Annotated in this window: 15 protein-coding genes; 10 read left to right on the forward strand and 5 right to left on the reverse strand. The window is 71.1% G+C overall.

The window, feature by feature from the left end; genetic code table 11:
* Positions 1-22 precede the first annotated feature (22 nt).
* Together A4W93_RS27365 and A4W93_RS27370 are read left to right on the forward strand one after the other, a co-directional pair.
* On the forward strand, positions 23-1543 hold the full coding sequence (locus A4W93_RS27365) for an alkaline phosphatase D family protein (protein ID WP_085753623.1): 1521 nt from the start codon (positions 23-25) through the stop codon (positions 1541-1543).
* Between the two features lie 11 nt (positions 1544-1554).
* A complete protein-coding gene (locus A4W93_RS27370) occupies positions 1555-2517 on the forward strand; it encodes an AEC family transporter (protein ID WP_085753624.1) in 963 nt (320 codons plus the stop codon).
* On the opposite strand, the gene sppA is transcribed toward A4W93_RS27370, so the two are convergent.
* Entirely contained in the window at positions 2511-4367 is a 1857-nt protein-coding gene (gene sppA, locus A4W93_RS27375) for a signal peptide peptidase SppA (RefSeq protein WP_085753625.1), read from the reverse strand. The two genes, A4W93_RS27370 and sppA, sit on opposite strands and share 7 nt — an antisense overlap.
* Positions 4368-4520: 153 nt before the next feature.
* Here sppA and A4W93_RS27380 point away from each other — a divergent pair, with 153 nt between their 5' ends.
* Together A4W93_RS27380 and katG are read left to right on the forward strand one after the other, a co-directional pair.
* Positions 4521-5981 (forward strand): catalase, encoded by a 1461-nt coding sequence (locus A4W93_RS27380; protein ID WP_085753626.1) that lies wholly within the window; start codon positions 4521-4523, stop codon positions 5979-5981.
* 107 nt (positions 5982-6088) lie between these two features.
* On the forward strand, positions 6089-8281 hold the full coding sequence (gene katG / locus A4W93_RS27385; protein WP_085753627.1) for a catalase/peroxidase HPI: 2193 nt from the start codon (positions 6089-6091) through the stop codon (positions 8279-8281).
* A 16-nt stretch (positions 8282-8297) separates the two neighbouring features.
* On the opposite strand, the gene A4W93_RS27390 is transcribed toward katG, so the two are convergent.
* Entirely contained in the window at positions 8298-10274 is a 1977-nt protein-coding gene (locus tag A4W93_RS27390) for a diguanylate cyclase domain-containing protein (protein ID WP_085753628.1), read from the reverse strand.
* 97 nt (positions 10275-10371) lie between these two features.
* Positions 10372-11193 carry a M90 family metallopeptidase gene (locus A4W93_RS27395; RefSeq protein WP_085753629.1) on the reverse strand — a complete coding sequence of 274 codons (822 nt, stop codon included), beginning with the start codon at positions 11191-11193 and terminating at the stop codon, positions 10372-10374.
* A gap of 108 nt (positions 11194-11301) precedes the next feature.
* On the opposite strand from A4W93_RS27395, the gene A4W93_RS27400 reads away from it, so the two are divergent.
* The 3 genes from A4W93_RS27400 (at position 11302) to A4W93_RS27410 (ending at position 13387) form a co-directional block, all read left to right on the forward strand.
* Positions 11302-12456, forward strand: a complete 1155-nt coding sequence (locus A4W93_RS27400) for an NAD(P)/FAD-dependent oxidoreductase (RefSeq protein WP_085753630.1) — start codon at positions 11302-11304, stop codon at positions 12454-12456.
* A gap of 112 nt (positions 12457-12568) precedes the next feature.
* Complete coding sequence (locus A4W93_RS27405; protein ID WP_157131789.1) at positions 12569-12763, forward strand: hypothetical protein; 195 nt, start codon at positions 12569-12571, stop codon at positions 12761-12763.
* Between the two features lie 102 nt (positions 12764-12865).
* Positions 12866-13387, forward strand: a complete 522-nt coding sequence (locus tag A4W93_RS27410) for a hypothetical protein (RefSeq protein WP_085753632.1) — start codon at positions 12866-12868, stop codon at positions 13385-13387.
* A gap of 9 nt (positions 13388-13396) precedes the next feature.
* Here the strand turns inward: A4W93_RS27410 and A4W93_RS27415 are convergent, their stop codons facing one another.
* Together A4W93_RS27415 and hemE are read right to left on the reverse strand one after the other, a co-directional pair.
* Positions 13397-15478 carry a primosomal protein N' gene (locus A4W93_RS27415; protein WP_085754346.1) on the reverse strand — a complete coding sequence of 694 codons (2082 nt, stop codon included), beginning with the start codon at positions 15476-15478 and terminating at the stop codon, positions 13397-13399.
* A 351-nt stretch (positions 15479-15829) separates the two neighbouring features.
* Positions 15830-16924: a uroporphyrinogen decarboxylase gene (gene hemE / locus A4W93_RS27420; protein ID WP_085753633.1), complete on the reverse strand. Its 1095-nt coding sequence runs from the start codon at positions 16922-16924 to the stop codon at positions 15830-15832.
* 53 nt (positions 16925-16977) lie between these two features.
* On the opposite strand from hemE, the gene cysK reads away from it, so the two are divergent.
* From cysK to A4W93_RS27435, 3 genes are all read left to right on the forward strand, one after another.
* Complete coding sequence (gene cysK, locus A4W93_RS27425) at positions 16978-17898, forward strand: cysteine synthase A (protein WP_085753634.1); 921 nt, start codon at positions 16978-16980, stop codon at positions 17896-17898.
* A complete protein-coding gene (gene creB, locus A4W93_RS27430) occupies positions 17895-18605 on the forward strand; it encodes a two-component system response regulator CreB (RefSeq protein ID WP_085753635.1) in 711 nt (236 codons plus the stop codon). Before cysK ends, creB begins: the two co-directional genes overlap by 4 nt.
* Before the next feature lie 100 nt (positions 18606-18705).
* Positions 18706-20460, forward strand: a complete 1755-nt coding sequence (locus A4W93_RS27435; protein ID WP_169726595.1) for a diguanylate cyclase — start codon at positions 18706-18708, stop codon at positions 20458-20460.
* Positions 20461-20472: the final 12 nt, after the last annotated feature.

Consider the following 20472-nt stretch of genomic DNA (forward strand, 5'->3'; position numbering starts at 1 on the left):
GTGCTAGCGTGAAACCTTCCCGATGACTGCCGACCTGAACCGCCGCCACCTGTTGGCCGCCGCCCTCGCCGCGGGCGCCGCGCCCAGCCTCGTCGCCTGCGCGAACCTCGGTTCGCCCGAGCCCTGCTTCACGCTCGGCGTGGCCTCGGGCACACCCCGGCCCGACAGCATCGTGCTGTGGACCCGCCTGTCCCCCGAAGCTCACCCCGCCCGGGTCGTCGAGGTGCGCTGGGAACTCGCCACCGACGAATCCTTCCGCCACGTCGTGCGGTCCGGCGTCGACCACGCCGAGGCGGACTGGGGCCACAGCGTGCACGTGCAGGTGGGTGGACTGGAACCCGCCCGCTGGTACTGGTACCGCTTCACGGCGCTGGGCCAGGTGTCGCCCGTCGGGCGCACGCGCACCGCGCCGGCCGCCGGCAGTCTCGACCCGGTCGCGTTCGCCATCGCGTCGTGCCAGCGCTGGGACCACGGCCACTACGCCGCGTGGCGCCACCTCGCCGACGAATCGCCCGACCTCGTGCTGTTCCTCGGCGACTACATCTACGAATACGCGCCGGTGCCCGGCGGCGTGCGTTTGCACCAGGGTCTCACCGACACCCGCACGCTCGCTCAGTACCGTGCCCGCTACGCGCAGTACAAGGGCGACCCCGACCTGCAGCGGGCCCACGCCAGCGCACCCTGGATCGTCACATGGGACGACCACGAAGTGCAGAACGACTACGCCGCCGACCAGGGCCCGTTCTTCGCGCCGGCCTTCCTCGAGCGCCGCGCACGGGCGTACCAGGCGTGGTGGGAGCACATGCCGCTGCCGCCGTCCACGCGCCCCACGGGTCCCGGCCTGCAGGTGTTCGACCGCTGCGACTGGGGCGCGCTCGCCCGCTTCCACGTGCTCGACAACCGGCAGTACCGCGACCCGCAGGCCTGCCCGCCGCCGGGACGGGGCGGCGGCAACACGGTCGACGTCGCCCGCTGCCCCGACCTGGCCCGTCCCGAACGCACCTACCTCGGCGCCACGCAGGAGCGCTGGCTCGGCGAGGGGCTCGCCCGCGGCGGCGTCCGCTGGAACTTCATCGCCCAGCAGACGCTCGTGGCCCCGTTCACATGGCGGCCCGACGGCAACCGCGTGTGGACCGACGGCTGGTCGGGCTACCCCGGCGCGCGGGCCCGGCTGCTCGGGCAACTCGCCCGGCCCGGGGTCGAGAACCCGGTGGTGCTGGGCGGCGACACCCACACCCACTACGTCTGCGACCTGCACCAGCGCGGCGACCCCACCGCCCCCGTGATCGCCACCGAGTTCTGCGGCACATCCATCAGCAGCCGCGGCCGCTCCCAGGCCCAACTCGACGCCGCACTGCCATGGAACCCGCACGTGCACTACGGCCGCCGCGACGAACGGGGCTACGTGGCCTTCCGGCTCGCGCCCGGACGGCTCGACGCCCGCCTGCGCGCCCTCAGCGACGGGGCCGATCCCGCGGCCACCGTGCGCACCGCGGCCACGTTCCACGTCGAATCGGGCCGGGCCGGCGCACAACGCGGTTAGGCTCCATCCCCATGTCCTCGATCCTCGCCGTCACCTTCCCGTTCTTCGCGCTGGTGCTCTGCGGCTACCTCGCCGCCCACCGCCGCTACCTGCCCGAGTCGGCCATCCCCGGCCTCAACGGCTTCGTGCTCTTCTTCGCGCTGCCGTGCATGCTGTTCCGCTTCGGCTCCAGCATGCCGTTCGCGCAGCTGATCGACCCGTGGCTGGCGGCGATCTACGCGGTGTGCGCCCTCGTGATCGTGGGCGGCACCATCGCGGCCACGCGCCACCAGGTGGTGTTGAAGGACGCCGCGTTCGGCGCGCTGGTGGCTGCGTTCCCCAACACCGGCTTCATGGGCGTGCCGCTGCTCGTCGCGGTGCTCGGCCAGGCCGCCGCCGGGCCCGTCATCACCACCATCCTGGTCGACCTCGTGCTCACCAGCTCGCTGTGCATCGCCGTGGCCGAGTCGCACGCGCCCCACGGCCCGGGACCGTCGCCGCTCGCCCGGGCGCTGCGCGGTGCGTTCAGCAACCCGCTGCCCTGGGCCATCGGGCTCGGTGCGGCGAAGGCCGCGAGCGGCATCGTGTTCCCCGGCCCGGTCGACCAGGTGATCAAGATGCTGGCCGACGCGGCCTCGCCGGTGGCCCTCTTCACCATCGGCGCGGTGCTGTGGCGCGCGGGGCAGCACACCCACACGCGCACGCCGGTCGCGCACTACCTGCCCGTGTCGCTCGTGAAGCTGTTCGTGCACCCGCTGCTCGTGCTGGGCCTCGGTTTCGGCGCCCGCGCCGCCGGGGCCGACGTGCCGCTGTTCGGGCTCACCGTGCTGGCCCTCGCGGCGGCGCTGCCCAGCGCCAGCAACGTGTCGATGCTGGCCGAGCGGCACGGCGCCGACAACGGACGCGTGGCCCGCATCATCATGGCGAGCACCGTGCTGTCGTTCCTGACCTTCTCCGGGTTCGCCTCGCTGACCCGCCCGCTGCTGGCTCAGTAGGCGGTGCAGAGGCAGTGGGCCAGCGACGCGAACGGGTTGCGCCCGTCCGCCAGCTGCACCAGCCACGCCATCTCGTCTCGCGCCTGCTGCGCCACCGCCGGCGGCTGCACCCACGGCAGCCGCGCGTCGAGCTGTTCACCCACCACGGTGGCGGTCGCACCACCCACCAGGCTCAGCACGCGGTCGAGCCGGCTGCGTTCCGGTTCGATGTAGGTGATGCGCGGATCGCCTTCGAGCTTCGCGCGTTTCGCCGCCGACTTCAGCGCCACGTCGAACCCGCCGATCGTGTCGACCAGGCCGCGTTCCAGCGCCTGCGAACCGGTCCACACCCGGCCCTGCGCCACGGCGTCGATCTTCTCGGGCGTGGTCTTGCGGGCGCCCGCGGCGAGGGTGGTGAACTGCTGGTACACATGGCCGATGCTCGATTGCAGCAGCTCGGCGAAGCGCGGGTCGAGCGGCTTGCGCGGGTCGCCGGCGCCCACCAGCCACGTGGTGCGCACGCCGTCGGTGTGCACGCCGAGTTTCTCGAGCGCCTTGTCGGCGCGCGGCAGCAGCGCGAACACCCCGATCGAGCCCGTGATGGTCGCCGTGTCGGCCACCACCTCGTCGGCCGCCATCGAGATCCAGTAGCCCCCGGACGCGGCCACGTCGCCCATCGAGATCACCACCGGCTTGCCGGCGGCCTTCGTCAACTCCAGCTCGCGGCGGATCAGTTCCGAGCCGTACGGGCTGCCCCCCGGGGAGTTCACGCGCAGCACCACGGCCTTGACCTTGTCGTCGAGCCGCGCCTGGCGGATCAGGTCCGCGGTGGAGAGCCCGCCCACCGCGCCGGCCGGCGCCGCACCGTCGACGATGGCGCCCTCGGCCACCACCACGCCGATGGCGTCGCCGGTGAACTTCGGCACCTGGCGCGCGAGGTAGGGCGCGAACGCGACCTGGCGGAACGACTTGCCGTCCTCGGACTTCGCGCCACGCTCGACCATCAGGTCGCGCACCTGGTCGAGGGTCATCAGCTTGTCGACGAGCTTCGCGTCGAGCGCCGTCTTCGCGGCGTCGCCCCCGGCCGCGGCGAGGCGCTGCGGCAGGTCGTCGATCAGCGCACCGATGGTGCCGGCCGGCAGCTTGCGGGCCTTCTCGACGTCCTGGGTGTAGGTGGCCCACAGGCCGTCGTACACCGCGCGGCTGGCGGCCTGGGACTCGGGCGACGGACCGTCGGCGATGAAGGCCTCGCCCGCGTCCTTGAACTCGCCCACGCGCAGCAGGCTGACCGTCACGCCGACCCGGTCGAGCGCCTCGCGGTAGTAATTGCGGTAGCCGCCGAAGCCCTGGATCAGCAGCGTGCCCATCGGGTGCAAAAACACCTCGTCGGCCTGCGCGGCGAGGTAGTACTGGCGCTGGTCGTAGCCGCCGCCCCACGCCGTCACCTTCTTGCCGCTGGCGCGGAAGCGCTGGATCGCGGCCGCTGCCTCGCGCAGCGCGGGCAGGCCGCCGCCCTCGAACTCGTCCAGCACCAGCAGCGCGTTGTGCACCTTCGGGTCGGCCGCGGCGGCGTCGAGCACGGTGCGCACGTCGCGCAGCTGCGTGTCGGCATCGGCCCGGCCGGCGCCGAACTGCGCGAGCGCCGCGTCCCGCGGGCGCGTGGACCGCTGCTCGACGAGCTTCCCCCGAAGGTTCAGCACGAGCGTCGTCCGTTCGGCCATGGGTGCCGCGCCGCCGCGCACCATCGACACGACCAGCACGACCAGCAGCACGAGGAACAGCAGGTTGAACACCAGGCGCCGGGTACCGTCGAGAACGGACCAGAGGCGGCCGAAGAACCGGCCGGTGGCGGCGAGGCGGGGGTAGGGCATGGGGATCCTTCCGGGGGATGTCGACGCGGGAACCGCGTCCGACACTTTAAGGGCACGGGCGATGGCCTTGCCTATCGCCGCGTTCGAGCCTTTCAACTTCCCTCTCCTCCCGCCCCGCCCCAGACTGCGAAGCATCGACACGAGGACGCACCCATGACCGACACCACCCGCCTGACCACCGCCTCCGGCATCCCCGTCGCGGACAACCAGAACTCCGTCACCGCCGGCCCGCGCGGTGCCGTGCTGCTGCAGGACTTCCACCTGATCGAGAAGCTCCAGCACTTCAACCGCGAGCGCATCCCCGAGCGGGTCGTGCACGCGAAGGGCTCCGGCGCCTACGGCACCTTCACGGTCACGCACGACATCACGAAGTACACGAAGGCCAAGCTGTTCGGCGCGGTGGGCAAGACCACCGAGACCTTCCTGCGCTTCTCCACCGTGGGCGGCGAGAAGGGCTCGGCCGACACCGAACGCGACCCGCGCGGCTTCGCGCTGCGTTTCTACACGGAAGAGGGCAACTGGGACCTCGTCGGCAACAACACGCCCACCTTCTTCCTGAAGGACGGCATCAAGTTCCCCGACTTCATCCACACCCAGAAGCGCGACCCGCAGACGAACCTCAAGTCGCCCACGGCCGTGTGGGACTTCTGGAGCCGCACGCCCGAGTCGCTGCACCAGGTCACCATCCTGTTCTCGGACCGCGGCACGCCCGACGGCTACCGCCACATGGACGGCTTCGGCAGCCACACCTTCAGCCTGATCAACGCCGCCGGTGAGCGCGTGTGGTGCAAGTGGCACCTGAAGACGCGCCAGGGCATCCGCAACCTCGACGCCGCCGAGGCGCAGCGCCTGGCCGGCACCGACCCCGACTACGCCCAGCGCGACCTCTTCAACGCCATCGCGAACGGCGACTTCCCGCAGTGGGACGTCTACGTGCAGGTGATGCGCGAGGACCAGGTGGCCGCCTGGGAAGCCCGCACCGGCTGGAGCGCGTTCGACCTGACGAAGGTGTGGCCGCACGCCGACTTCCCGCGCATCCCCGTGGGCGTGCTGGAACTCAACCGCAACCCCGACAACTACCACGCCGAGGTGGAGCAGGCCGCGCTGTCGCCGTCCCACATCGTGCCGGGCCTCGGCTTCAGCCCCGACAAGATGCTGCAGAGCCGCCTGTTCGGCTACCACGACGCGCAGCTCTACCGCGTGGGCACGAACCACCAGCAGCTGCCGGTGAACCGGCCGCGCTGCCCCGTGCACCACCAGCAGCGCGACGGCTACATGGCCGTGGACAACGGCGGCGCCGCCCGCAACTACGACCCGGTGCAGGCCGGCGGCTCGAACCCCTCGGGCCTCGGCCACGGCGAACCGGGATGGGTGCTGGAGGGCGTGGCCGGCCGGTACGACGACCGGGCCACTGCCGACGACTTCACCCAGGCCGGCAACCTGTTCCGCCTGATGACGCCCGACGCGAAGGACCGCCTCGTCACCAACATCGCGAACGCGATGCAGAGCGTGCCCGACGAGATCCGCCAGCGGCAGCTCGCCCACTTCACGAAGGCCGATCCGGCCTACGGTCAGGGGGTGGCGGCGAAGCTCGCCACGCTGATCCAGCGCTGACCCGGAGGGCCGGGAAAGACCTCGGCCCTTTGGTTCATGTCCGCTTCCCTCCGGGCCGCTGGCGTACTACGCTTGCCGGTCCCAGCCAACCCGCGAGGAGAAGCCGCATGAACGCCGAATCGAAGTGTCCCGTCGCGCACACGCCCGCACGAGCCCGCACCAACGTCCAGTGGTGGCCCGACGCGCTGAACCTGGCCCTGCTGCACCAGCATTCCACGCTGGCCGACCCGATGGTCGAGGACTTCGACTACCGCAAGGAGTTCCTGACCCTCGACCTGAAGGCGGTGACCGCCGACCTGCATGCGCTGATGACCGACTCGCAGGACTGGTGGCCCGCCGACTACGGACACTACGGACCGCTGTTCATCCGCATGGCCTGGCACGCCGCCGGCACCTACCGCATCTTCGACGGCCGGGGCGGCGCCCGCTCCGGCGAACAGCGCTTCGCGCCCCTCAACAGCTGGCCCGACAACGGCAACCTCGACAAGGCGCGCCGGCTGCTGTGGCCCATCAAGCAGAAGTACGGCCGCAAGCTCTCGTGGGCCGACCTGATGATCCTGACCGGCAACGTCGCGCTCGAGTCGATGGGCTTCAAGACCTTCGGCTTCGGCGGCGGCCGCGAGGACATCTGGGAACCGCCCGCGATCGACTGGGGCCCCGAATCCACGTGGCTCGGCGACGAACGCTACAGCGGTGAGCGCGAACTCGCGAACCCGCTCGCGGCCGTGCAGATGGGCCTCATCTACGTGAACCCGGAAGGCCCGAACGGCAACCCCGATCCCGCCGGCTCCGGCCGCGACGTGCGCGAGACCTTCGCGCGCATGGCGATGAACGACGAGGAGACGGTGGCGCTCACCGCCGGCGGCCACACCTTCGGCAAGTGCCACGGCGCGGGCGACGCGAGCCTCGTGGGCAAGGAGCCCGAAGGGGCGAACGTCGAGGAACTGGGGCTCGGGTGGAAGAGCACCTTCGAGAGCGGCATCGGCGCCCACGCGATCACCAGCGGCCTGGAAGGCGCGTGGACCCCGAACCCGATCCAGTGGGACAACGGCTACTTCGAGACCCTGTTCGGCCACGAATGGGAGCTGACGAAGAGCCCCGCCGGCGCGAACCAGTGGAAGCCGAAGGGCACCACCGGCGACGGCAAGGTGCCCGACGCGCACATCCCCGGCAAGCGCCACGCCCCGATGATGACCACCGCCGACATGGCGATGCGCGTCGACCCCGCCTACGAGAAGATCTCACGCCGCTACATGGCCGACCCGGCCCTGTTCGCCGACGCCTTCGCCCGCGCGTGGTTCAAGCTCACCCACCGCGACATGGGCCCGAAGAGTCGCTACCTCGGCGCACTCGTCCCGAAGGAAGACCTGATCTGGCAGGACCCGATCCCCGCGGTGGATCACCCGCTGGTCGACGCGGCCGACGTGGCCGCGCTGAAGGCGAAGCTGCTGGCCACGGGCATCGCCCCGCGGCAGCTGATCAAGACGGCGTGGGCCTCGGCCACCACGTTCCGCGGCACCGACATGCGCGGCGGCGCGAACGGGGCGCGCCTGCGCCTCGCACCGCAGAAGGACTGGGACGCCAACGAACCCGCGGAACTCGCGAAGGTGCTGGCGGCGCTGGCCACGGTGCAGCAGGACTTCGCCAAGTCGGCGAAGGGCGGCAGGAAGGTGTCCCTCGCCGACCTGATCGTGCTGGGCGGCTGCGCGGCCGTGGAGGCCGCCGCGAAGCAGGCGGGGTTCGCCGTCACCGTGCCGTTCACGCCGGGCCGCATGGACGCCACGGCGGCGCAGACCGATGCCAACTCGTTCGATGTGCTCGAACCCGCGGCCGACGGCTTCCGCAACTACACGCGCAAGGGCAGTGCGCTCTCCGCGGCCACCGCCCTGGTCGACCGCGCCGCGCTGCTGACGCTGACGGCGCCGGAGATGACCGCCCTCGTCGGCGGCCTGCGCGTGCTCGACGCCAACACGGGCCACACGCCCCACGGCGTCTTCACGAAGCGCCCCGGTCAGCTGACCCCGGACTTCTTCGTCAACCTGCTCGACATGCGCACCGCCTGGCAGCCGTCCTCGACGCAGGCGGGGGTCTTCGAAGGGCGCGACCGCAAGACGGGCGAAGCCCGCTGGACGGCCACCCTGGCCGACCTCGTCTTCGGCTCGAACGCGCAGCTGCGCGCACTGTCGGAGGTCTACGCGTCGAGCGACGGCGCGAAGGCCTTCGTCGACGACTTCGTGGCGGCGTGGGACAAGGTGATGAACCTGGACCGGTTCGACGTGCCGGGGCACAAGGTGGGTTGAGGGTCCGGGCGGAGCGCTAGAACGTGGTCACCGCGAACGTGTTCCGCCCGTTCCGCTTGGCCCGGTAGAGCGCCCCGTCCGCCTTCGCCATGATGTCGACGGCCTGGATGCGCGGGTCGTCGACGTAGGCGACGCCGATGCTCGTCGTGACGCGGCGGATCTCGTCGCCGACGTGGAACGGCAGACGCATCAGCAGGCCGATCTTCTCGGCGATGGCCACGGCCTCCTCGACGTCCTTCAGGCCCTCGAGGACGATGACGAACTCGTCGCCGGCCAGCCGCGCCACGGTGTCGGTCTGTCGCACGCACGTCAGCAGCCGCCGCGCGAACTCGCACAGCACCTCGTCGCCCGTGCCGTGGCCGCGGCTGTCGTTGATCTCCTTGAAGTGGTCCACGTCGAGGAACAGCAGCGCGAGGCGCTGCCGCGTGCGGCGGTGGCGGGCCACGCTCGACTGCAGCCGCTCGTCGAACGCACGGCGGTTGGGCAGGCCGGTGAGCGGGTCCACGCGGGCCTGCTCGTTCAGCTTCGCCTCCACCTCCTTCAGCGCGGTGACGTCGGTGCTGAGCGCGTAGAGGCCGTCCACGCGGCCGTCCTCGCGCACGTCGGGCACGTACACCGTGTGCAGGTGGCGCCGGGTGCCCCGGGTCGTCGACACCAGGTCGAACTCCACGCGCTGGCCCGACAGCGCGGTTCGCAGCGCCTCGCGGCGTTGCTCGTACAGCTCGGGGCTCACGACGTCGCGGATGCGGCGGCCGATGGCGGCCACCGGGTCCACGTCGGACCACGCGCGGTAGGTCTCGTTGGCGAACTGCATGCGCTCGTCGGCATCCACGTACGAGATCAGCACCGGCAGGTTGTCGGCGATGGTGCGCAGGCGCTGCTCGCTGTGCTGCACCGCCGCGCGGGCCTCGTGCGTGTGGGCCATCAGTGTGTTGTAGGCCTGGACCACCTCGTAGACCTCGCGCGTCTCGTCGCGCAGGTCCACGACCACCGGCTCGGAACGGTCGAGCGATTGCACCATCGCCGCGCGCAGGTGGTCGATGGGTGCGAGCAGGCGCTCCACCAGCACCCAGATGCCGATGCCGGCCAGCACCATCAGCCCGAGGCCGAGGGCGATCACCTGCCGCTCGGAGTCGCGAAGCTGTTCGCGGGCCTCGGCGAGCGGGTAGGCCGTGGTCAAGAGCCACGGCACGTTCTTGAGCAGGCGGAAGCTGAAGAGGGCCTCGAGCCCGACCGAGTTCACGCCCTCGAAGGTGCCCTCCTCGCCGGCGAGCGCGCGGTACACGAGCGGGCTGCGGTCCGGTGGCGGCACCGGGGTCATGACGCGGTCGCGGTGGCCGTGCATCATGATCATCGGTGTCTCGCCCTTGACGATCACCGACACGTACCCGGTCTTGCCCACCTTCACGTTCGACAGTTCGGTGAGGAAGTTGGGCCGCGTGAGGTAGAGGATGCCGCCGAGCGCACCCACGGTCTCGCCGGAGGCCGTGCGGATGGGCGCCGCGAACACGATGTTGGGCTCGGCCGTCGCGCGGCCCGCCAGCGGTTCGGACACCACGAGGCGGCCCGTCGCCATCACCTCCTTGAAATAGGCGCGGTCGGCCACCGAGCGGCCCACGCGGCCGGCGAACTCGGGCGTGTCGAACGTGATGCGGCCCTCGCGGTCGATCACGATCAGCGTGTCGAACAGGCCCAGCACCACCGGGCGCGAGGCGAAATGCTCGCGCAGCAGGTCGGGGCGGGCGATCAGTTCCGGGTCGATCACCGAGGCGGCCTGCTGCAGCGCCTGGCGCCGGTCGGCGACGCGGGCGTCGAGTTCGCGGGCGATGCTGTCGGACAAGGTCGTCTGCACGTCGGCCGCGTTGCGTGTCATGTCCGAGCGCAACATCCACAGCGTGAAGGACGTGACCGCGATCACCACCACCACCATGGCAGCCGCCGACCAGAAGGCCAGCTTGGCTTTCAGGCTGCGTCGCTTGTAGTGTTTGAGCATCGCGGGCGGTCGAAGGGACGGGCAGACGCGAGCCTAGCCGTCCGCAGCCACCCCCGGTCCGCGGATGAGCGGGCCGATCCGCCCGCAGTTGCGACGATCACCAGCTGCCCGGATCGATGCGGTAGAGCGCAGTGAACTCGCGGTACAGCAGCGGGTGCTCGGCCGCCAGCCGTTCGGGCTGCTCGAAGAACACCTCCGACGCCACGGCGAAGAACTCGGCGGGGTTCGTGGCGCCGTAGGTGCTGAACAGGGACGGCTCGCCCGTGGCCGCCCGGGCCTGCAGCTCCGCGAAGGCGTCGCCCATCACCTGCGCCCAGCGCGCGCGCCGCTGGGTGGGGCCGAGGGCGGGGGCGCCGTTGGCCGGACCGTTCTCCTGGTCGAGCTGGTGCGCGAACTCGTGGATCACGACGTTCTGGCCGTCGCCCGGCGTGGCCGCGCCCGAGACGGTGTCGTCCCACGAAAGGATCACCTGCCCCTGCGACCACGATTCGCCGGACAGCGCCTGGCGCTCGTCGCGCACGATGCCGCCGCCCTCGGCGTGCACCTTGTCGACGAGGAAGGCGCCCGGGTAGACGAGGATCTGGCGCAGCTTCGGGTAGTAGCTCGACGGCCGGTTGAGCAGCAGCAGGCAGGCCTGCGCGGCGATGGTGACCCGCACCTCGTCGGTCACCTGGAAGCCGGCGCAGCCGATGAAGGCCTTCTCGCGCAGGAACACCTGCATGTGCGCCTTGAGCTGCAGCTGCAGGTCGGCGGGCAGGCCGCGCACGTACGGCACGCGGCGGCGCAGGATGGTGCGCCAGTCGGCGGGGAAGGGCAGCGCGCGCCAGCGGGCGCGGCGGCGTTCGGTGAACCAGGGTTCGGTCACCAGCCAGCCGATCCACAGCAGGGCCAGGGCCGAGACGATCAGCAGGGTGAGCACGGACGGGTCCCCGGGGTGTTCTGGAAGTACCCTGCAGATGGGCGCGGGCGGGCGGATTTCAATGGCGGCGGGTGCGTTAGGCTACGCGCTTCGCTTCTCCATCACGCCATGTCCCATCCCGTCGTCATCCTCGGCACCGGCCTCGCCGGCTTCACGCTCGCCCGCGAGTTCCGCAAACTCGACAAGGAAACGCCCCTTGTCCTCGTCAGCCGCGACCACGGCGGCTTCTATTCGAAGCCCATGCTGTCGAACGCGCTGGCCGGCAACAAGACGCCCGCGAGCCTCGTGATGAAGGACAGCGACAAGATGAGCGCCGAACTCGGCGCGGCCACGATCCACAAGGGCCGCACCGTGGCCGGCATCGACACGGCCGCCCGGGTGATCGAGCTGGACGGCGGCGAGCGCATCGCCTACCGCGACCTCGTCTTCGCCGTCGGCGCCGACCCGATCCGCCTGCCCATCGAGGGCGACGCGGCCGACACGGTGCTGTCCGTCAACGACCTCGACGACTACGGCCGCTTCTCGGAACGCCTGGACGGCGTCACCTCGGTCGCCGTGCTGGGGGCCGGCCTGATCGGCTGCGAGTTCGCGAACGACCTGCTGTCGCGCGGCATCTCGCCCACCGTGATCGACCTGGCGCCGCGCGTGCTGCCGCGCCTGCTGCCCGACGCGGCCAGCGAACGGCTGCGCTCGAAGCTCGCCGAGGCCGGGGCGTCGTTCCGCTTCAACGTGTCCGTGTCCCGCGTGGACCGCGCCGGCGCGGGCCTGAAGCTCACGCTGAGCGACGGCAGCGTGCTCGACGCGGGCCTCGTGCTCTCGGCCGTGGGCCTGCGCCCGCGCACCGGCCTCGCCGCCGAGGCCGGCGTGCGCGTGAACCGCGGCATCGTCACCGACCGGCTGCTGTCGGCCAGCGCCCCGCACACGCACGCGCTGGGCGACTGCGCCGAGGTGGACGGCCACACCCTGCCCTACGTGATGCCCATCATGCAGCAGGCCCGGGCGCTGGCGGCCACCCTGGCCGGCAACGCCACCCCGGTGGTCTACCCGCCGATGCCGGTCATCGTGAAGACGCCGGCGTGCCCCACGGTCGTGTGCCCGCCGGCGCTCGACGCCTCGGGCGCCTGGACGGTGGAGCTGACCGACGACGGCTGCGATGCCCGCTTCCACAGTGGCGACGGGCAGCTGCTCGGCTTCGCGCTGCTGGGCGCGGCCACGAAGCAGCGGCAGGCGCTGGTGTCGCAGGTGCCCGGCCTGCTCGTGTGACAGCGACGGAAGAGTTTCACGTGAGCGTGCGTTTTCTTGCGCTTTTTTACGCCTCACACTGAAACGATCGGCGCACACTGGGGCTCATCGAACGATCCTCTCGATGCCCGCCATGCGCCACTTCCTCCGCCAACGTTCCGCCCGCCTCTACCTCCTCGGCCACGGCCTGATCTTCATCGGCGCCTGGTCCATCGAGGCCACCGGGTCGTACGTGCCCATGGCGCTCGCGGCCTCGGCCGGGCTGATGCTGTCGATGCCGCTGTTCTGCGAGCGGCTCGCCCGCGCCAAGGCGGCGCGCCAGCGCTGAACGCCCTGTAGGAGCGTGCCCACCGCCGGGCACGCTGCCGTCCGCTGCCCTCGGGCCGCGGGCCCCGGCATCCTCTGGAACTCACTCTTCCAGGAGATCGCCATGAGCAACACCGGACCCCTCGTCACGGGCCTCTTCCGTGACCGCGACAGCGCCGAACAGGCCTACCAGTCCGTCCAGGACCGGGGCTACGGCAGGAACGATGTCAACCTCGTGATGTCCGACGACACCCGCCAGCGCTACTTCGCCGACGACGTGCGCGTCACCGAACTGGGCACCAAGGCCGCCGAAGGCGCCGGCGTGGGTGGCGCGATCGGCGGCACCGTGGGTGCCATCGCCGCGGCCATCGCCGCCGTGGGCACCACCCTCGCCATTCCCGGCCTCGGCCTCGTGATCGCCGGCCCGCTGGCCGCGGCCGTCGCCGGCGCGGGTGCGGGCGCCGCCACCGGCGGCCTCGTGGGCGCGCTGATCGGCTGGGGCATTCCGGAGGAACGCCTCAAGACGTACGACGCGGGCATCCGCGACGGCGCCATCCTGATGGCGGTGAAGCCGCGGTCGGACGCCGACGCGGCGCACTTCGAGAACCAGTGGCGCGTGACCAAGGGGCAGGACGTCTACCGCTGATCCTGCGGATCAGATCGCCAGCGGGTCCACGTCCAGCGCCCAGCGCAGCACGCCCTTGTGCGTGGCCCGCAGCGACGGCAGCGCCGCCATCCATGGCGACAGCACCCGCTGCAGCTGCGGTCGAGACGACGCCTCGACCAGCATCTGCATGCGCTCGACCCCCGCCACCCGCGCGATCGTCGTGGGCACCGGCGGGTACAGCAGCAGCTCGTTCGCCCCCGGCAGCTCCGCCGCGAGGTCGGCCGCCGCCTGCAGGAAATCGCGCGCGGCCTCGGGCGTGCGGGCCTCGGCCCGCATCAGCGCGAGGTGCACGTAGGGCGGCAGCCCGGCGATCTCCCGCTCCTTCAGCTGGCTGGCCGCGAAGGCCTTGAAGTCGTGCTGGCGCAGTGCGGTGTAGACCGGGTGCGTCGGGTGCCAGGTCTGCACCCACATCTCGCTGCGGTCGGCCTGCGCCGCGTCGCGCCCCGCGCGGCCGGCGGCCTGCATCAGCAGCGAGAACAGCCGCTCCGGCGCGCGGAAGTCGCTGCTGAAGAGGGCGCTGTCGGGGTTCACCGCGGCCACGAGCGTGATGCGGCGGAAGTCGTGACCCTTCGTGACCATCTGCGTGCCGACGAGGATGTCGACCTCGCCGGCGTGCACGGCCGACAGGCTCGCCTCCAGCGCGCCCTTGTGTTTCGTGGTGTCGGCGTCGATGCGGGCCACGCGGGCGCCGGGCAGTGCGGCGGCGAGCTGCTCCTCGAGCTTCTCGGTGCCCTGGCCCAGCGGGGCGATGTCGAGGTTGCCGCAGTCCGGGCACGCGCGCGGCACCGGCTGCGTGAAGCCGCAGTGGTGGCAGCGCAGCGTGCGGTCGCCCTTGTGGAACACCCGCCAGGCGCTGCAGTGCGGGCACCCGCTCTTCCAGCCGCAGTCGGTGCAGTGGAGCACCGGGGCGTACCCGCGGCGGTTCAGGAACACGAGGCTCTGCTCGCCGCGTTCGAGGCGCTTGGCGAGCGCGGCCACCAGCGCCGGTGCGAGGGCCGTGGTGGCGCCACGCACCTTGGGCAGCAGGTTCATGTCGGCGAGCCGCACCTTCGGCAGCACGCCGCCTCCCACCCGGTTCGCGAGCGTCAGCCGCAGGTAGCGCCCCTGCTCGGCCCGCTGCCAGCTCTCGAGCGACGGCGTGGCCGACCCGAGCAGCACGCACGACCCCTCGAGCTTGCCGCGGTAGACGGCCAGGTCCCGGGCCGAGTAGCGCGCGCCCTCCTGCTGCTTGAACGACGGGTCGTGTTCCTCGTCCACGACGATCAGGCCGAGGCGGGGCAGCGGGGCGAACACCGCGAGGCGCGTGCCCAGCACGAGGTCGGCAAGGCCCAAGTGCGCCGCGAGCCAGTTCTTCAGACGCTGCGCCGGGGTCAGCCCGCTGTGCAGCGAGACGATGCGCCGGGGCGTGTCGCCCCCGCCGAACCGTTCGGCGAACCGGGCTTCGAGCTGCGGCGTCAGGTTGATCTCGGGCACCAGCACCAGCACCTGGCGGCCGGCAGCCAGCGCCGCCTCGGCGGCGCGCAGGTACACCTCGGTCTTGCCGCTGCCGGTCAGCCCGTGCAGCAGCACCACCGGCGCGGCGCCGGGCAGGTTCACCTCGGCCAGCTTCGCGAGAGCGTCGGCCTGGTCCGACGTGAGTTCGGGACGGACGGGCGCGGGCGCCGCGGGCACCGGCTTGTCGTACGCCTTGCGCAGTTTCGCGATGCGGCTGGCCAACCCGGCGTTGTCCAGCTTGCGGAGTTCGGGCGGCAGCACCGCCATCGCCACCTCGCCAAGACCCCGCTGGTAGTAGGTGGACGTGAACTTCACCAGGTCGCACCAGCGGGCCGACAGCGGCGGCAGCGCGTCGACCACCTCGGTGACGGCCTTCAACGCGTGCCCCTCGTCGTCGCCCGGGGCGGTGGTCCACACGACCCCGGGCACGTCCCGCCGCCCCAGCGGCACACGCACCAAGGCGCCGGGCGAGAGCGGCCGCTCGCTCAGGTAGTCGAGCGGACCGTGCAATCCGCTGTGCAGCGGCGCCTCGACCGCGACCGCCAGCCGGACCGGATCCGCCCCTGGCGAAGTCAGCGAGTTAGCCGTCAAAGTTCAGGCCTTTTTGAGACATTGCGCTTAAGGCCATGATTTGAATGAACTTTTGGAGCTTTCCACCGGATCTGTGGATAACTTTGTGGGTAAGCTGCCCACAGGCGCGCTAAGACGTTGATCTGTTTGGCTTCCGCTTGGAATGCCCACTTTCGTGGCAATCAGCGAACCTAATGAAATCAACAACTTAGCAAGCACATTCGAGAAATGTCTGCTGCGCTGCAGCACCCCTTCAGTGGGGTTGCCGCACGCAGCATTTTGGGGATAAGTCAAGCCTTGACGAACGATTAACGAGTTTGTACGGGCGTTCAGGCACGCAGATGGCCCGTTTCCACGTCAGCGGGCGCCCGCTCGCTGCGCCCGGGAGTGTTCGTGCACCGTGTCGACCAGCACCTTCACGATCTCGGGCGGGGTGAACTGGCTGATGCCGTGCCCGAGGTTGAAGACGTGCCCGGCCGTGGTGCCGTCGGCATTGGCTGGCGCACCGAAACTGTCGAGCGTGCGGATCACCTCGGCGCGCACCTGCTCCGGCGGCGCGAACAGCACGTTCGGATCCAGGTTGCCCTGCAGCGCCACGCGGCCGCCCACGCGGCGGCGGGCCTCGCCCAGGTTCATCGTCCAGTCGAGGCCCACCACGTCGGTGCCGCTGGCCGCGATCTCGTCGAGCCACAGGCCCCCGCCCTTCGTGAAGACGATGTGGGGGATGCGCCGGCCGCCCTTCTCGCGCTGCAGCTTCGCGAGCACGCGCCGGGTGTAAGCGAGGCTGAACTGCTGGAACGCGCCGTCGGCCAGCACGCCGCCCCAGCTGTCGAAGATCATCACGGCCTGGGCGCCCGCGTCGATCTGGGCGTTCAGGTACACCGCCACCGCGTCGGCGTTGACCTCCAGCATGCGGTGCATCAGGTCGGGTCGGGCGTACATCATCGACTTGACGAGGCGGTAGTCGTCCGACCCCTGGCCTTCGACCATGTAGCAGGCGAGCGTCCACGGGCTGCCGGAGAACCCGATCAGCGGCACGCGGCCGTTCAGGGCCTTGCGGATCGACGTGACGGCGTCGAACACGTAGCGCAGCTTGTCGAGGTCGGGCACCGCGAGGCGGGCCACCGCGGCCTCGTCACGCACCGGCGACGCGAACTTCGGGCCCTCGCCGATGGCGAAGCTCAGGCCGAGGCCCATGGCGTCGGGCACCGTGAGGATGTCGCTGAACAGGATGGCGGCATCGAGGTCGTAGCGCTCCAGCGGCTGGAGGGTGACGTCGGTGGCGTACTGCGTGTTGGTGGCGAGCCCCATGAAACTGCCCGCTTGCGCCCGCGTCTCCCGGTACTCCGGCAGGTAGCGGCCCGCCTGGCGCATGAGCCAGACCGGGGTGTGCGGGGTGGGCTCGCGCAGGCACGCGCGCAGGAAGGTGTCGTTCTGGAGGGGTGCAAACATGTCCGGGATTATCGTTGCACCCATAATTTGCCACCACGACCGGAGGAACCCCAATGCTCGCCCAGAACGTTCTGCAGACCATCGGCAACACCCCGCACATCCGCATCAACCGGTTGTTCGGGTCCAGCCACAACGTCTATGTGAAGAGCGAGCGGTCGAATCCGGGGGGCTCCATCAAGGACCGCATCGCCCTCGCGATGGTCGAGGCCGCCGAGCAGGACGGCCGCCTGAAGCCCGGCGGCACCATCGTCGAACCCACCTCGGGGAACACCGGTGTGGGCCTCGCGATGGTGGCGGCCGTGAAGGGCTACCGCCTCGTGCTGGTGATGCCCGAGAGCATGAGCGTCGAGCGCCGCCGGCTGATGCTGGCCTACGGAGCCCGCTTCGAACTCACCCCGCGCGAGAAGGGCATGAACGGCGCCATCGCCCGTGCCCACGAGATCGTCGCCGAGACGCCCGGGGCCTGGATGCCCCAGCAGTTCGACAACCCGGCCAACGTGGAGGTGCACGAGCGCACCACGGCCGCGGAGATCGCCGCGTCGTTCCCGAGCGGCCTCGATGCGCTGATCACCGGCGTCGGCACCGGCGGGCACATCACCGGCTGCGCCCGGCAGCTCAAGGCCCTGTGGCCCAAGCTCAAGGTGTACGCGGTCGAGCCCAGCGCGTCGCCCGTGATCAGCGGCGGCAAGCCGTCGCCGCACCCCATCCAGGGCATCGGCGCCGGCTTCATCCCGCGCAACCTGAACACCGAACTGCTCGACGGCGTGATCCAGGTCGAGGCGGACGCCGCGAAGGACATGGCCCGCCGCTCCGCGCGCGAGGAAGGCCTGCTCGTCGGCATCTCGTCGGGCGCCACGCTCGCGGCCATCGCGCAGAAGCTGCCCGACCTGCCGCACGGCGCCACCATTCTCGGCTTCAACTACGACACCGGCGAACGCTACCTGTCGATCGAAGGTTTCCTGCCCACCGAATGAAACCGAAGATCCTCATCGTCGAAGACGAACCCGGCATCGCCGACACGCTGCAGTACGCGCTGCGCACCGACGGCTTCGATCCGGCCTGGGTGGCCACCGGCGCGGAGGCCGTGGCCCACGTGACCGCGGAGGCCCCCGCCCTCGTGATCCTCGACGTGGGCCTGCCCGACACCAGCGGCTTCGAGGTGTTCAAGCGCGTGCGCGCCGTGGCCGACGTGCCGGTGATCTTCCTCACCGCGCGCAGCGACGAGATCGACCGCGTGGTGGGCCTCGAACTGGGCGCCGACGACTACGTGGCCAAGCCGTTCTCGCCGCGCGAGCTGGTGGCCCGCGTGCGCTCGATCCTGCGCCGCGCCGCGAAACCCCCGGCGGCTCCGGCCCCGGCGGCCATTGCGCACATTCCCGTGGCCGTCGACGACGGACGCCGCCAGATCCGCTACTACGGCCGCCTGCTCGAACTCTCGCGCTACGAGTTCGGCCTGCTGCAGACGCTGGCCTCGCGCCCGGGCCACGTGTTCACGCGCGACGCGCTGCTCGAGCGCGTGTGGGACGACGCGACCGAAAGCCTCGACCGCACCGTGGACGCGCACGTGAAGACGCTGCGCGCGAAGATGAAGCTCGTGGCCCCCGATCTCGACCCGATCCGCACGCACCGCGGCACGGGCTACGCGCTCGCGGAAGACCTGCCCGCATCGATCGGCGCCTGATCCGGGAATTTCCCACCCCTTTCGCGCTCAACGGGCGCGACGCGCGGCCGATAAGGCAACGATGCGGCCCGCTTCCCTTTGGAGCAGGCCGGCCTTCGACATGCGCGACCCGATCCTCTTCTTCACCCGCCTGCTGCTGAAATGCCTGCTGCCGGCGTTCGCCCTGCTGCTGGCGTTCAGCGCCCGCGCCGCGGCCCCACTGGCCCTCGTCGGCGACGACATCGACCTCTGGCCCGCCGTGACGTTGCTGGACGACCCCGGCCACACGCTGCGGCTGCCCGACGCGCTCGCCCGCCGGGCCGAGTTCAAGCCCACCGACGCCCCCTACGCCAACCTCGGCCTGAACCGCCACACGGTGTGGCTGCGCGTGCCGGTGGACGTGCCCGCGGACGCGCCCGCCCGCTGGTGGTTCACGATCGACTATGTCGCCCTCGACGACGTCGAGGTGTTCGTTCAGCGCGGCGCCGAAACGCTGCAGCGGGTCGAGATGGGTGACCACCTCACCGTCGCGGAACGCCCGTTCCCCGGCCGCACGCACCTCGCGCTGCTGAACCTGCCCGCGGGCGAATCCCTCGAACTCTTCGTGCGGGTGCGCACCACGAGCACGATGATCGTGCCGATGTCGCTGCGCCAGCCCGTGGTGGTGTCGCAGCGCGAGAACGCGTTCCAGATGTGGCACGGCATCGCGCTCGGCATCGGCCTGTGCGTGCTGGCCTATGCGCTCACCGGGGCCATCGCGAACCGCGAGTCGCTGTACGTGTGGCTCGCCTGGTCGAGCGTCACGGGCATCCTGTTCTTCTTCTCGTACTTCGGCCTCGCGCAGCAGTACCTCTGGCCGGAGAACCGGTGGCTCGTGCAGAACGGCGCGGTACTGCTGATGCTGCTCGTGCTGGTGGGCGGCTTCATGTTCGCCGAACGGGCGCTCGACGTGGGCAGCATGCACCCGCGCATCGGCCGCGCGATGCACGTGATGGCGGCCCTCATGCTGCTGGCGGCGGTGCTGTTCGCAACCGGGGTGATCGACTATCACCTCGCCACCGACATCAGTGCGTGGTTCGGCGCCTGGCCGATGCTGCTGTCGGTCACCGTGGCGATCAGGCGTGCCCGGTCGGGCGATCGTGCGGCGGCGTGGACCATCGGCGGCTGGGCCACCTACACCGTGGGCGCGATGACCGCGATGGCGCTGAGCCGCGGTCACGCACCGGCCACGCTCGCGATGCAGGAGACCTACATGGTCTGCGCCCTCGTGCAGATCTTCGCGTGGGTGATGGTCATCAACGTGCGCGTGGCCGAGTTCCGCGAGGAGGCCGCCGCGACCCGCCGCGAGCACGACCGCGTGCTGCTGATCTCGCAGACCGATCCGCTCACCGGCCTGCTGAACCGCCGCGGCCTGCAGCTCGGGCTGCAGCCCCTGATCGACCAGTCGGCCCCCGGCCGCCTCACCGCCGTGTACCTGCTGGACCTCGACGGTTTCAAACCCGTCAACGACCTGCACGGCCACGACGCGGGCGACGAGCTGCTGGTCCAGATGGGCGAACGCCTGAAAGGCGTGATGCGCGCGAACGACCTCGTGGCCCGCCTGGGCGGCGACGAGTTCGTGGTGGTCGCCACGCAGCTCGGCGGCGAGGCCGAGGCCGAGGTCGTGGGCCACAAGCTGCTCGCGTGTTCCGACGCGCCGTTCCAGCTCACCCACACCGAGTGTGCGGTGGGCATCACGGTGGGCTACGCGCTCGCGGCCGGCGACGGCGCCGACGCGGCCGAACTGCTGCGCCGCGCCGACGCCGCGATGTACGGCGGCAAGCAGGCGGGCAAGCGGCGCGTGCGCCGCGCCCACGTCGAGGTGACCCCCGCCTGACGTTCTCGTTCT

This window comes from Piscinibacter gummiphilus (assembly GCF_002116905.1).
Taxonomy (GTDB): Bacteria; Pseudomonadota; Gammaproteobacteria; order Burkholderiales; family Burkholderiaceae_C; genus Rhizobacter; species Rhizobacter gummiphilus.

Coding starts and splice junctions, on each gene's coding strand:
- A4W93_RS27410 (WP_085753632.1), top strand. CDS start 12,866: ATGAGCAACACCGGACCCCTCGTCACGGGCCTCTTCCGTGACCGCGAC.
- katG (WP_085753627.1), top strand. CDS start 6,089: ATGAACGCCGAATCGAAGTGTCCCGTCGCGCACACGCCCGCACGAGCC.
- A4W93_RS27435 (WP_169726595.1), top strand. CDS start 18,706: ATGCGCGACCCGATCCTCTTCTTCACCCGCCTGCTGCTGAAATGCCTG.
- A4W93_RS27405 (WP_157131789.1), top strand. CDS start 12,569: ATGCGCCACTTCCTCCGCCAACGTTCCGCCCGCCTCTACCTCCTCGGC.
- A4W93_RS27380 (WP_085753626.1), top strand. CDS start 4,521: ATGACCGACACCACCCGCCTGACCACCGCCTCCGGCATCCCCGTCGCG.
- A4W93_RS27390 (WP_085753628.1), bottom strand. CDS start 10,274: ATGCTCAAACACTACAAGCGACGCAGCCTGAAAGCCAAGCTGGCCTTC.
- sppA (WP_085753625.1), bottom strand. CDS start 4,367: ATGCCCTACCCCCGCCTCGCCGCCACCGGCCGGTTCTTCGGCCGCCTC.
- A4W93_RS27370 (WP_085753624.1), top strand. CDS start 1,555: ATGTCCTCGATCCTCGCCGTCACCTTCCCGTTCTTCGCGCTGGTGCTC.
- A4W93_RS27365 (WP_085753623.1), top strand. CDS start 23: ATGACTGCCGACCTGAACCGCCGCCACCTGTTGGCCGCCGCCCTCGCC.
- hemE (WP_085753633.1), bottom strand. CDS start 16,924: ATGTTTGCACCCCTCCAGAACGACACCTTCCTGCGCGCGTGCCTGCGC.
- A4W93_RS27400 (WP_085753630.1), top strand. CDS start 11,302: ATGTCCCATCCCGTCGTCATCCTCGGCACCGGCCTCGCCGGCTTCACG.
- cysK (WP_085753634.1), top strand. CDS start 16,978: ATGCTCGCCCAGAACGTTCTGCAGACCATCGGCAACACCCCGCACATC.
- creB (WP_085753635.1), top strand. CDS start 17,895: ATGAAACCGAAGATCCTCATCGTCGAAGACGAACCCGGCATCGCCGAC.